7 protein-coding genes and 1 pseudogene are annotated in these 13,428 nt (G+C 71.9%); 7 read left to right on the top strand and 1 reads right to left on the bottom strand.

Translation table 11 applies throughout. The features are described 5' to 3' along the window. From AB0469_RS40485 to AB0469_RS40475, 3 genes and pseudogenes are all read left to right on the top strand, one after another. Window positions 1-86: pseudogene (locus AB0469_RS40485) on the top strand (IS5/IS1182 family transposase); the annotation flags it as partial. A 227-nt stretch (window positions 87-313) separates the two neighbouring features. Then, window positions 314-781 (top strand): hypothetical protein, encoded by a 468-nt coding sequence (locus AB0469_RS40480; protein ID WP_366456621.1) that lies wholly within the window; start codon window positions 314-316, stop codon window positions 779-781. Beyond that, a complete protein-coding gene (locus AB0469_RS40475; RefSeq protein ID WP_366456620.1) occupies window positions 778-4,356 on the top strand; it encodes a tetratricopeptide repeat protein in 3,579 nt (1,192 codons plus the stop codon). The genes AB0469_RS40480 and AB0469_RS40475 overlap by 4 nt, the downstream gene beginning before the upstream one ends. Before the next feature lie 63 nt (window positions 4,357-4,419). On the opposite strand, the gene AB0469_RS40470 is transcribed toward AB0469_RS40475, so the two are convergent. After that, entirely contained in the window at window positions 4,420-5,154 is a 735-nt protein-coding gene (locus tag AB0469_RS40470; protein WP_366456619.1) for an SDR family oxidoreductase, read from the bottom strand. 92 nt (window positions 5,155-5,246) lie between these two features. Here AB0469_RS40470 and AB0469_RS40465 point away from each other — a divergent pair, with 92 nt between their 5' ends. From AB0469_RS40465 to AB0469_RS40450, 4 genes are all read left to right on the top strand, one after another. Beyond that, window positions 5,247-6,110 carry a LysR family transcriptional regulator gene (locus AB0469_RS40465; protein ID WP_366456618.1) on the top strand — a complete coding sequence of 288 codons (864 nt, stop codon included), beginning with the start codon at window positions 5,247-5,249 and terminating at the stop codon, window positions 6,108-6,110. A gap of 238 nt (window positions 6,111-6,348) precedes the next feature. After that, window positions 6,349-8,235: a hypothetical protein gene (locus AB0469_RS40460; RefSeq protein ID WP_366456617.1), complete on the top strand. Its 1,887-nt coding sequence runs from the start codon at window positions 6,349-6,351 to the stop codon at window positions 8,233-8,235. After that, the gene (locus AB0469_RS40455) at window positions 8,232-11,270 is read left to right on the top strand and encodes an ATP-binding protein (RefSeq protein ID WP_366456616.1); all 3,039 of its coding nucleotides are present in this window, start codon (window positions 8,232-8,234) and stop codon (window positions 11,268-11,270) included. The genes AB0469_RS40460 and AB0469_RS40455 overlap by 4 nt, the downstream gene beginning before the upstream one ends. Beyond that, window positions 11,267-13,291, top strand: a complete 2,025-nt coding sequence (locus AB0469_RS40450) for a hypothetical protein (RefSeq protein WP_366456615.1) — start codon at window positions 11,267-11,269, stop codon at window positions 13,289-13,291. Before AB0469_RS40455 ends, AB0469_RS40450 begins: the two co-directional genes overlap by 4 nt. The last annotated feature ends 137 nt before the right edge of the window (window positions 13,292-13,428 follow it).

Below are 13,428 nucleotides of genomic sequence, written 5' to 3'. Positions count from 1 at the left end.
GGCGCATCTTCCGCAAAGCCCGCTGCAGCCCCAACCGCATGACGGCCATCGCCGCAGCCGTCCTCACCCTGGAGCGTCAACGCTGAAAATGCTCAGTGTTCGGCAGTTCTTTCTCCGGTTCGGCAGCCACGGGGAGAGTGCTCTGGGCATGATGAGGTGGCGGAGCCGGACATCAGGGTCGGTGAACGCGGGGGGTTTCGGGAGTTGGCGCCGGCTGCAGGCATGCAGGCCGGGCCTTTGGTGCCCCTTGCTGCAAGGCGCAGTTCCGTTCTTAGGCAGGCTCCGCACGTTCTTCGATCGGGGAGGGGTACGGATGGCGGCTGAGGCAGCGGGGGAGATCGCGCAGTTGGCGCAGGCCGGCGGGGCGGCGTTCATGGGAGCCATGGCCACCAGCGCCTGGCAGTCCTGGCGGACGGCGGTGGTCGCCTTCTTCCGGCGAAGCCGGGGTGATGAGGAGGCCCGCCGGATCGAGGTCCGGCTCGGGGAAGTGGCGGCACAGGTGGAGGCGGCCCCCGACCGCGAGCGGGCCCGCGGGATGCTGGTGGGCGAATGGGTGCTGGCGCTGGAGGGCGTGCTGCAGGAGTCGCCGGCGGCGCGAGCCGAGTTGCGAGCCCTGTTGCGGCAGTTGGGCGGTGACCGGGCGGGCCGGGAGGGCAAGCAGCAGGTCAACAACGTCAGCGGCAACGGCAGGCTGTACGCGGTGCAGGACGGCACGCAGAACATCTACGAGGGGTTGCGGCGGCCCGACGAAGAGGCCGACAGGCCGGGGGCGGGCCGTTGAGCACGGCGGGACCCGAGCAGGGGCCGGGCCCGGCGCCGCAGCAGGTCGTGCGTGTGGAGTCCGGCTTCGGGTACGGCGTGGTCGGTGCGGACATGCACGTGTTCGGCGACGGCGTGCCGCTGTACGTGCTGAGGAACTGGACCGGGCGCGTGGCCCCGGCCCCGGGCTGGCTGAGGGAGTTGCCCAGCCGCATGCTCAACGCCCGGCACCAGGTCGTCGGGTTCACCGGGCGAGCGGCGGAGCTCCAGGGTCTTCAGCAGTGGCGGGAGGGCACGGAGCGGTTCGCGGTGCGCTGGCTCCACGGGCCGGGCGGCCAGGGCAAGACGCGGTTGGCGGACGAGTTCGCCGCACGGTCCGCGGGGGAGCGGTGGAAGGTCGTGGTCGCGTCGCACGGCCCCGGCGTCGCACACCCTCCGCCCGGCAGCCAGGACCTGCGCGTGGAAGGAGCCCGTGGGCTGCTGTTGGTGGTCGACTACGCCGACCGGTGGCCCCTCACCCACCTGGCGTGGCTGTTCAGCAACGCCCTCCTGCACCGCCACGAGAAGCGCACGCGGATCCTGCTGATCGCGCGGTCCAACGACACCTGGCCGGCGGTCCGGGCGCTGCTCGGGAACCGCGAGGTCGCCACCTCGAACCAGGAACTGCCGCCGCTTCCCGACGAGGACGTGGGTCCCCGCGCGGACATGTTCCACGCGGCCCGTCACGCGTTCGCCGCCGCCTACGGAATCCGCAACCCGAAGGGGATCCCTCCGCCGGGGCCACTCGGGCACGTCGACTTCGGGCTGACCCTCGCCGTGCACGTCGCGGCTCTCGTCGCGGTCGACGCACACGTCCACGGACGGCGTCCACCTGCGGACATGGCAAGCCTGACCATGTACCTGCTGGACCGCGAGCACCTGCACTGGGCGCGGATGTGCGACGACGGCGCCCACGGACACGCCCCGGGGGAACAGGCATATCTGACGGCGCCGGAGGTGATGCAACGGGTCGTGTTCGCCGCGGCGCTGACCGGTGCCCTGCCGGCCGCAGCCGCTGCGGGCGTGATCGACAGCCTCGGGTTACCGCTCGGCACCCGCCAGGTGCTCGCCGACCACGCCACCTGCTATCCCCCCGCCGACCGGGCGTCCGGCCTCGCCCTGGAACCCCTCTACCCGGACCGGCTCGCCGAGGACTTCCTCGCACTGACCCTCCCGGGACACGCGGCGGACTATCCCGCCCGTCCCTGGGCGCCGCACGACATCCGGGCCCTCCTCCCAGCGACGGGACCGACGGCACGCCTGCCCTACCTCACGCGCGCCATCCCCACGCTGGCCGCGGCAGCCGAGCGGTGGCCACACGTGGGCCCCGCCCACCTGTACCCGATCCTCCGGGAGGATCCGCGCCTGGCCGTCGGCGCGGGCAGCGGTGCCCTGGTGACCCTCGCCGCGCTGGCGGACATCGACGGGGAGACGCTGGCGAGGATCGAGACGCAGCTCCCGATCTGGAAGGACGACGATCTCGCGCCGGGGGTCGCGGCGGTCAAGGGGCGGCTGCTGAAGTCGCGGATCGCGACCACACCGGGCGGCCTCGTCCTCGCGGTGCTGTACAGCGAACAAGCCGAGCTCCTGTACTCCGAGGGCATGTACGGGCAAGCCGTCGACTCGGCCAGAAGGGCGCTCCCGATCTGGAGGGACCTCGCGGACAGGAACGGGCTGCTCTTCGGGGGGATACTCGCGAGCGCGCTGGGCCACCTGGGCACGTGTCTGGCCGCAGCCGGCCAGCCGGACGAGGCCCTCAAGGTCACCGAAGAGGCGTCCGAGATCTGCAGCCTCCTGCTTCGCGCCAGCGTCACGAACGCCTGGGTCACAGCCGGCAACATGCGCCGCAAAGCCGAGATCCTCTCCCTGCTGGGGCAGCGTCTGGCGGCGCTGGGCCGGCACGGTGAAGCGGCTCAGATGACGCAGCTGGCCCTCCTCGTCGAAGCCCGGCGACCCGACGCGGGCTCGCCCGACTACGGGGACCTCCTCGGAGGCAATCCGGCGGAGGGTCCGCCTGTTCCGGACGAGCGTCACTACCTCCAGGCACTCGCCGATGCCGAGCGCCTCCTCGCTCCGCCGGAGGACGGGGCCCAGGAGGTCCGCTACGACACCGAGGCGCCGCCCATCGACCCGGACAGCCTCGCGCACGGCAACGCGGTACTCGAGCAGACCTTCGCCCAGTACGGGTCTGGGGAGGGGCAGCCGGCAGTGCCCCACGACCTCGCCGACGTCGTGAGGATCCTGGCCTTCCACCGCCTGCCGTACGAAGAAGCCACGCGCGACCAGGCGGAACGCGCCAACCTCTACCTCGCCTACAGCGGGCGCCTGGCCGAAGCGGGGGAGTACGACAACGCCCTCACGGCCGCCGCAGCAGCAGTGCGGGTGTTCCGCGGCCTCGTGGACACCCATCCGGCAACCCACCGGTCCGACCTGGCGAAAGCACTCGGCAACCACGGCGCGATCCTCCAGAGACTCCGAAGGAACGAGGAAGCCCTCCCGGTCCTCGAAGAGGCGGTCGCTCTCCAGAGCGAGCTGGCGCGAACCGGCGGCCCCGGCCACCACCCCGAGCTCGCGAGGACCTACCTCAACCTGACCCTCAGCCTGAACGACGCCGGCCAGCCCGCCGCCGCCCTCGCGGCCGCCGAATCGGCAGCCGCCCTGTACGACGGCCTCGCCGCGACCAACCCCGGCGAGCAACCGAGCCGCGCCACGGCCTGGCGCCTCGTCAGCGAACTGCTCCCACCGGACGAAGCCAAACGTGCGATCGGCCTCGCCGAAGCAGCGACGAACGCCTACCGGCGGCTGGCGCAGGCCAATCCGGAGGCACACCGGATCGAACTGGCCCGCGCGCAGCTCGGCCTCAGCAAGCGCCTCCACAAAGCAGGGAGGAACAGGCAGGCGCGACAGCTCGCCGACGAATCCGTCACCACCTTCCGGGACGCGGCCCGCTCCGCCCTCCAACAGCACGGGCCCGATCTGGCGATGGCGCTCGAACACCTCGCCGTGTGCCACGGCCCGCGCCGACCCCGGCAGGTGCTGGCGGCCCTCGCGGAGGCGGTTGCCGTCAACCAGCCCCTGGTGGAGGCGGACCCGTTCCGGCATGCGGCACGCACCGCCAAGACAGCAGCGCTGTACAGCATCGTGCTGTCGGAGAACGGAAAGCCGAGGAACGCCCTCGTCATCGCCGAGGAAGTGGCCGAGCTCCACAAGCAAACGACCGACATCGAGACCACCACCAGAAACGTCGACGCCTTGGCCTACACCATGTACGCCCTGGCAGTGGTGCGGGGAAACGCAGGACAGACCCTCTTGGACATCCTGCCGCCGCTGACGGCGAGCCGAGATCTCTACAGCCGCCTGGCGAGGGAGGACCCCGGCGAATACACGGCCATGTATCGAACCACCGAGAAGGAAAGGGCGAATCTGCTGAAAGAGATCTGCGGGCAGCCGAGCGGGACAGCGCTGGTCCTCCATGTGGACGGAACGGAAATGGTCATCCCGGTGCCCCGTGAGAAATCCTCTCGGTTCGGCCTGGCACGACGTCGCCGCCCCAGATAGCGGAGCGAGCCCGGTCGCCCCTCCGTCCCCGGCCGGCCCCGTCGGTTCACGGCGGGTCCGTGCTCACCAGGGGACGACGCCGTCGTCCTCGAAGAACGAACCGGTCGGGCCGCCGTCGGGCAGGGTGGCGAGCCGGATCGCCGTGGCCGCGCCCTGTTCGGGGGTGCGCGGGCCGTGGAAGCCGTTGAAGTCGGTCGCGACCAGGCCCGGGCAGGCGGCGTTGACCAGGATGTTCGTCCCGGCGAGCTGCCGGGCGTACTGCACGGTGAGGGCGTTGAGGAACGACTTCGACGGCGCGTAGGCCGCCATGATCGGGATCTCGACGTCCGGGTCCGTCTGCCGGGCCAGGGAGCCGACGCTGCTGGAGACGTTGACGATGCGTGGCGAGGCCGAGCGCCGCAGCAGCGGCAGCATGGCGTTGGTCACCCGGACGACACCCAGGACGTTGGTGTCCACGACCCTGCGGAGCACCTCCAGGTCGAGCGCGGTCGGGTCCTGCACCCATCCCGGGCCCATCTCGCCCGAGACACCGGCGTTGTTGACCAGGGCGTCCAGGCGCCCGGCCAGCCGTTCGACCAGTTCCGCGGCATCGGCCACGCTCTGGTCGTCGGTCACGTCCAGCGGCACCCCGAACGCGTCCACACCGACGGCGCGCAGTGTCCCGACGGCGGTTTCGCGTCGGGCGGCGTCGCGGGCTCCCACACCCACGCGGTACCCGAGGCTGCCCAGCCCGGCCGCGATCTCGTACCCGATGCCCTTGTTCGCGCCGGTCACCAGCGCGATCTTCGTTTCGCTCATGCCGATGATGTTGGCTCGCGGACGAGTGGTGCGGCCAACACCGATACGGTGTCCTGTCATACCTCCCGGGTATCACCGCGTATGCTGCGGCCGTGGACACCCTGGAAACCCGCGAGTTGCGGTACTTCGTGGCCGTCGCCGAGGAACTGCACTTCGGGCGCGCCGCCGAGCGCCTCGGCATGGCCCAGCCGCCGCTGTCGCGGGCGATCCAGCAGCTCGAACGGCGCCTCGGAGTCTGCCTGCTGCACCGCAACCGCCGCGGCGTCCGCCTGACCGGTGCCGGAGAGGTGCTGCTGCACGAGGGCCGCGCGGCCCTCGACGCGACCGCTGCCGCCGCTCGCCGCACCCGGCGCGCCGGCGGTGCCGACGGCCCTGGCGGCTCCGGCGGTCGGCTGGTCCTCGCGGTGAAGGCGGCCGCGTCCCACGAACTGCTGCGCAGGCTCCTCGACGCCTACGCGGCCGAGCCCGACAGCGCCGAGATCGAGGTGCTGCCGTGCGGCATGTCCGAGCAGGAAGAGCTGCTGCGCGACGGACGCGCCGACGTCGCGCTCCTGCACACGCCGTGGAACTCCCTCGCCGGATTCGACAGCGAGGCCCTGACGACCGAGGGGCAGGTCGCCGTCCTGCCCGCCGGGCACCCCCTCGCCGCCCGCGAGACCCTGTCCCTGGCCGAGGTCGGGGACGTCCCCGATCTGCCGCTCGCCCGCTGGCCCACCCACGGCACCTACGCACCCGGCCCGGGCCCCGAGATCCACAACCAGACGCAACTGGCCCAGCTGATCGCCCTCGGACGCACCGTCGCGGTCGTCCCCGACTCCGCCCGCTCCTGGCTGTGGGCCGAGCACACGGCCGTCCCCTTGACCGACGCGCCTCCTGTCGTGACCCACATCGCCTGGCCCGCCCACAGCCGCTCCCTCGCCCTGGCCGGCCTGATCCGCACCGCCGCACGGCTGTGACCCACTCCTGCCGCCATCGGCCGGCGGACGTACTCGGCCGCCAACCCCAGCCGGTCCTCCATCCCGGCGCCAACCTCCCGGGCCCGAGCAGGCGCCGGGCCGTTGCGAACCCCTCACGATGCGTCAACTTCAGTCATCCGTAGGGGAGTTCTAGACAAGATGGCGTACCCCCGGTCGCAGGGGCTGACAGCCGTCACCTCTCCGGGCACGATGCTCCGACATTCAACGGGGGGTCGTGATGAGCGCTGCCGGTGGCGTGACGGACATCGGGGACGAGGGCGGTGGTCCGGGCGGCCAGGAGGACGAGGCCGGGGCGGAACTGGCGCTGCGCGTCTTCACCGGGGAGGAGCGGTGGGGCTGGGAGTTCGTCGTGCCGCCGGAGCCGCCGGCCCACCCGAGCGCGCAGAACCCACCCGCGTACAGGGAACCGTCCGACGCCGAGCTGCGTGCCGCGCAGGAACGGGCCACGGAAGGGCGGAACACCTCCGGCTGCGGCTGCGCGCTCCTGATCGCGGGCGGCGCGGCGTTCGCGGCCGGCGGCGTGGAGGTCGCGGCCGTCGTCGTCGTCCTCATCCTCGTCATCTTCGCCATGAGTTCGCCCCAGTCCAGGCTGCGCGCCGCCGAACGCCGGCTGGCCTCCGCGAGGAAGCACGCCCGGGAGGACCACGAGGCCCGCACGAAGGCCTGGCAGGACCGGCTCGCCGCCCACCGCGCCGAGCACCTTCGCCACAACGAGACGCTGGACACCTGGTTCCCCATCGCGCTGGCCTCCAAGCCCAGCCGGATCGACGTCTTCGGCGGGACGGGCAATGGCTGGGCGAGTCTGCTCGCCACCCTGGGCGGACCGCTCCTCGGCGGCGGCCAGTCGGTCGTGGTCCTGGACCTCACCCAGCAGGCCGTCGCCCTGGAGCTGGCCGGGCTCGCCGCCCGGCGCGGGATCGCCGTCGGCCACGTACCGATGCCCGCAGCCCTGCTCGGCCTGGACCTGCGCCAGGAGTTCACTCCGGAAGAACTGGCGGAGACCTTCGCCGAAGCGCTGGGGTCCATGCGTCCGCACGGCGTGGACATCGACCTCCTCACCATCGACGCGGACGTGGTCCACACCGTCGCGGACCTGCTCGAAGGCCCGGTGACCTTCGCACGCCTCGCCGCCGGACTGCGCGTCCTGCTCCGCGTCTACGACCACGATCCGCAGGCGAAGGGCGTGCTCAGCCCCTCCGAGGTCGAGTCGATCACCCAGGCCATCGACCTCATCGGCCAGGGCGAACGCGTTCAGAACGAACTCCGCTACGTACGCGCCCAGACGGAACTGCTGGCGAAGGCCGAGCCCGCCGACGCCCCGGACACCTCCACGTCCGGCTGGTGGAAGCCCGGCGGCCTGACCGTCGTCACGACCGAGGAGCACGTCCACCGGCGCAAGGACCTCACCGACCGATTCGTCTTCTTCCGGCTGCTCCACGCCCTGCGCAAGCGCGCGGCCGCCCCCGGCTCGGGCACGCTCGTCGTCGCGGGAGCCGACCACCTGGGCCGCGAAGCCCTCGAAACGATGGCGCGTCAGGCACGGACCGCGGGCGTGCGGCTGGTCTTCCTCCTGGAACACCTGCGCGAGGCAGCCGTACAGGTCGCCGGGGGATCCGACAGCGCCACGGTCTTCATGCGCCTGGGCAACGGTGAGGAGGCCAAGGCCGCCGCGCAGTTCATCGGGCAGGAACACAAGTTCCTCGTGAACCAGCTGACCCGGCAGGTCGGAGAAACCCTCACGGAGGGGCGCGGCAGCAGCTACGGCTACCAGCGCGGCGTGTCGGACACGCAGGGTTCCAACCGGGGTGGCGGCTTCACCTCCGGCGGCACGTGGGGAACCTCCCGCTCCGCCACCACCTCCCTGTCGCGCAGCTGGCAGGACTCGACGAACTCCTCGACCGCCCGGTCGACGACGACCGGCGAGAACCTCACCCGCGTCTACGAGTTCACCGTCGAACCCACCCAACTGCAGGCCCTTCCGGTGACCGGGCTGGTACTCGTCGAGGCGGGCCCCGGAGGCCGTCGCGTCGTGTTCGGGGACTGCAACCCCGGGATCACCTTCCTGCCGCGGCTGTCCACCCGGCCCCGCCCGAGCCTGACATGACCGACGCCGACGCGCCCGGCGCCTTCGCCGCCCCGGCCGATCCCGCGGGGCTGGCCGCGTACCGCTTCCACCGGCTCCTCACCGTCCCCCGGCGCCCGGAGGACCCGCATACGGAGGACCGTACGGCCGCGCAGCTCGCCGCGGCCGTCACGGCGGCCCATGCCGTGCTCGGCCACCTCGGGGAAGGAGACCCGGGCGGAGCGCGCCCCACGGGACTCGCCGCGGCGTGGATCCGGCCGGGCCCCCACCGGCCGATGCACTTCCTCGTGGGCGGCACCCCCTACTTCCCGCCCGCCGGACGGGAGCCGCACGTGGAGGGGGAGGAGACCCCCGTGGGCTATCCGCCGGGAGCGACGGGCCGCGCCGTCCCCGCCGGTGAGGCTGCCGCGCTGCTGGAGCGGATGCCGTACTGGCTGGCCTGCCCCGGGGCCCACGACACCTTGCGGATGGGCGACGACGAGCGTGCCCTGCCGTCGGAGCGCCGCGGCTCCTTCGACGACGCCGTCGCCCACCTTCCGGAGGCCTTCGCCTGGCTGGTCCTCGCCGAGCCCGTCCCCTTCGACCGGCTGGAGCGGGAGTGCGCTGCGCTGTCCGTACAGCTGCCGCAGCTGCGCCGGCGGGAGAACTCCGAGGCCGACCGGGTGGCGGCCGAACGGACCGGGGCCCGCTACCGCGAGCTGACGCGTGCACTCGCCACCGGCGTCTGGAACGTACGCGTACTGGTCGGCGCCGAGCGGCCCGAGTCGGCGCTCGCCTCGGCGGCGCTGCTCTGCGGCGCGGGCGACCTCGACGACCTGCCGTACGTCCTCGTGCCGGGCAGGCGCCCCGTAGGACTGGCGGAGGCGCTCGCCCTGTCCACCCCGGCGGTGGCCGGGTCCGGCCCGCAGGGAGCCGTACCGTTCCTCGCCACCGCCGAACTCGTCGCGGCACTGGCCCGACCGCCGGAGCGCGAACTGCCGGGGATCCGTACGGTGGCCCCGAACCGCTTCGACGTCACGGCGGACGAAGCGGGGCAGGATGCGGCCGCCGACGGCTTCCTGATCGGCGACATCCTGGACGAGTCGCTGTCCGCCGCCGGCCGGTTCCACGTGTCGCGCTCGACCCTCAACCGGCACGCCTTCGTCTGCGGGGCCACCGGGTCGGGCAAGTCCCAGACGGTACGGAGCCTGCTCACCGCCCTCTCCACGCACAAGCGGCCCGTCCCCTGGCTGGCGGTCGAGCCGGCGAAGGCCGAATACGCACGCATGGCCGGGCGCCTCGCCTCCGCGGGCGGAACGGAGGTCGCGCGCCGGGTCACGGTGATCCGGCCCGGGGACGTGGACGTACCGCCGGCTTCGCTCAACCCGCTGGAGCCGGAACCCGGGTTCCCGCTCCAGAGCCACGTGGACCTCGTACGGGCCCTCTTCCTAGCGGCGTTCGAGGGACACGAGCCGTTCCCGCAAGTGCTGGCCCGTGCCCTGACCCAGTGCTACACGGCGGCCGGATGGGACCTGGTCACCGGCGAGCCGCGGCCGCCGCACAAGCCGAAGTACCTGTTGGACGAGCCGGACGAGCCCCGCACGGCCGTGTACCCCACTCTGGGCGACCTCCAGTCGACCGCCCGGCAGGTCGTGGAGATGATCGGATACGGCAGGGAAGTCACCGCGGACGTAAGAGGGTTCGTCGACGTCCGCATGGGCTCGCTACGGGAGGGCACACCGGGCCGGTTCTTCGAGGGCGGCCACCCGCTGGACATCGCGGGGCTGCTGGCCGGGAACGTCGTCCTCGAACTGGAATCGATCACGAACGACCAGGACAAGGCCTTCCTCATCGGCGCCGTGCTGATCCGGCTCGTCGAGCACCTGCGGGTCCACCACGGTGCGGGAGGCGTGCCCTTGCGCCACGTCCTGGTGGTGGAGGAGGCGCACCGGCTGCTCAAGAACGTCGAGAACGGCCCCGCGGCGGCAGCGGTCGAGCTCTTCGCCTCGCTGCTGGCCGAGATCCGCGCGTACGGCGAGGGCGTCGTCATCGTGGAGCAGATACCGAGCAAGATCCTGCCCGACGTGATCAAGAACAGTGCACTGAAGATCATGCACAGGCTGCCGGCGGAGGACGACCGCAGGTCCGTGGGTGCCACGATGAACCTCCAGCAGGAGCAGAGCGAGAACGTGGTCGCCCTGCCGCCGGGACGGGCGGCGGTGGCCGCCGACGGGATGGACCGGCCGGTCCTGACGTCGGTCCCGCACGGTGAGCACGACGAGAGCACGAAGGACGCCTCGGCGCAGCCGCCCCTGCTCGCCAGCCGCAGCCCGCTGTGCGGGTCCACGTGCCGCCGCGAACCGTGCACGCTGCGCACGATGAACGACTCCCACCACCGCTCCCTGGTGACGCTCCACCTGATCTGGGTGGAAGTGGCGGCGATGGCCCAGGCGATGGGCATGGCCGCCCCCGGACCGGGCCAGGTGGTCCGCTCCGCGCTGGGCTCCCTGTCCGAACGCGACCTGGAGTGCACCCTCGTGTACGCGGTCGAACGGGCCGTCGGCGCTCGCGAGTCCCTGATGCGGGACGAAGTCGACCCGGCGGACTTCGCGGAGCGGCTGAACACGGTGCTGTCCTGCGCCCTACGCGGTTCGGACCCGCCGACCGCGGACCGGCGCCGCTACACGTACGCCAACTACCGCTTCCGGGACGTCATAGCAGCCATCGCGCGAGCGCGGAGGACGAATCCGGACGGCCCGCACAGCTACCCGCAGCACGCCGCGCAGTGGGCGGCCCGCGGCCTGGTCCTGACCGGAACCTCCGGGGCGGAGCACCGGCTCCAGGTCCGCGCCCTGCCCGGGTACGGGCCGGAGAAGGTACACGCCCGTGTGGGCGACGTGGACCGCAGCGGCCTGCGCGACGCGGTGGCGGCGGTGACGGGCGGCACGACGAAGGAGCACGTCACCCGGGCCTTCGCGCTGGCCTGCGCGAACGGGCCGGTGCTGGACGCGGTGGTGGCGGAGACGGCGGTGCGGGTGGCGATGGTGTGCGACCGGGGAAGGGAGACCCGTCCATGAGCGAGCTCGGCGGCGCGTCCGACGCGCCACCCCCTCCGCCTCCGCCCCCGGCCGACGCGCAGGCTGCCGGGGACGGAGACGAACCGGACGAGACCGGGGCCGAGGACGCCGGGGCCGAGGACGCCGACCGGGAGGACGCGGGCACCGACGCCGACGAACCGGAACCGGAGCCTGAACCGGAGCCCGAACCGGGCGACATTCCCGCCCCTGCCCCCGAACAGCCGACGGACGGCAACGTCGGCTTGCAGGAGGCGCAGGCGCAGGCAGAACAGCCCGACACCGAGGCACCCCCGGAGGGACAGGAATCCCCCGACCACCCCACGACCCCGCCACCCGAAACGCCGCCCACCCCGGAAGCCCCTGAGCCGGACTCCCCCGAACCCGACCCCGACCCCGAGCCGGACTCGGAGCCGGAGCCGGAGCCTGAGCCGGACTCGGAGCCGGAGCCGGAGCCGGAGCCGGAGCCGGAGCCTGAGCCGGAGCCGGAGCCGGAGCCGGAGCCTGAGCCGGACTCGGAGCCGGAGCCGGAGCCGGAGCCGGAGCCGGAGCCGGAGCCGGAGCCGGAGCCGGACTCGGAGCCTGAGCCCGAACCTGAGCCTGAGCCCGAACCTGAGCCGGAGCCCGAGCCTGAGCCCGAACCGGAACCAGAACTGGAACCAGAGCCCGAGCCCGAACCGGAGTCCGAGCTGGGGGAGGAAGCCGAACCGGACGCAGTATCCGACCCGGAACGCGAAGACGAACCGGAAGCTGAGGACGAGCCCGTACCCGCACCGGAAGGCGAATCCGAACGCGAACGCGATCCCGGGACCGAAGAAGAGCCCGAACCAGAGCAGCAACCGGAACCGGAACCAGAAGGTGACGCCCGCACATCGGAGGACGGCCGGCCCGGCGACCCGGCGGAACGACAGTCCGGGGCACCGGACGAGTCCGCGCCTCCGGAGCAGGACGACCCTGCTGAGGAGGAATTCGACGGGGCCGCTCCACCCGAGCAGTCCGACAGCCCCGAGCAATCCGACGTACCGCCCCAGGACCCCGGCGAAGGGCCCGCGTCCGAGGCATCGGCCGACCAGGCATTCCCGGCCGGCGAAGCGGCGGAAGCCGTGGCCGCAGTGGCCAAAGGCGCCGGCGAGCTCGCCGTGGCCGTGGCCGAAGCCGCGGCAGACGTCGCCGGTCAAGTGACGAACGCCCTGGACGAGGCCGCCGCCAACGCGTCCTTCGACGCCCACGCCGACACTCTCAACCGGGGCGTCGACCAAGCTCGTGATCTGCGTTCGGATGCTCTCCAGGATTCCGAGCCAACCGAATGGCAGGAAGAGACCTCCGAGCCCGGCGAGACTTCTGCGCAGCACGACGGGTCGACCAATGTGGAGGCTCCAGAGCCGATCCCCGAGGCCCAAGAGGCGAGGGCATCAGAACCAGTCAGTCCGCACACTTCCGAGACTGACAGTGCGTCCAGCGACACCGAAACAGCGAAGCAACCTGGGCAGGGTGAAGAGCCGACGGAAGCGAAGCGATCCTCCAGCGATACCCCGGAAGCCGGGCTTCGTGGCCAGGCAGACGGAGAAGCAAACAACGACGTCCGACGCCCGCTTCAGGGTGTCCAATCGGTACTGCGTCAGGCTATTGGGGCTGCTAGGAACCGCGCGAATGACACCTATATCGGGCGCCGGTTGGCGGGGCGGCCCATGGAGCCGTGGTCAAGCAACCGGGAGTTGCACCGGAGCCTGGAAGGAGAGCGACCGCCAGCAAACGCAGTGGTCGGCGATCTGGAGGGGTTGGAGCGCGGAAATGGAACGATCGGGTACAAGGATGTGAATGCAAAGGCCCGGTCGGACGAGGATCTGATCGAGTCCGTCTTCTCCCCTCGCGACGGTCAGTACATCTCGACGCACGTTGACCGGCCAGGTGTGATAGGGCAGGGAAACCACAGGGCCCAGGAGCTCTTGGATCGGGCCAAGGATCCGAACAACAAGAACATCGAATTGTCCACCCCCATATTCATCCACCGCGTCGGCGAATAACGGCCCGAAGCAAGACGTGCGGGTGATCACCTCAAGGTCGGTTAGGCCCTGTATTGAGTCGTGATCGGTTTGCGGGATCTGCCCTCGCTGCGAGGGCAGATCCGGTAGTCCGGTACTCATGACGCGTGCGCAACTGA

The sequence above is a fragment of the Streptomyces sp. NPDC093801 genome (assembly GCF_040701585.1).
Lineage (GTDB): Bacteria > Actinomycetota > Actinomycetes > Streptomycetales > Streptomycetaceae > Streptomyces.
The sequence above is the reverse complement of the archived record's forward strand: the minus strand, read 5'-3'. Positions and strand labels throughout refer to the sequence as shown.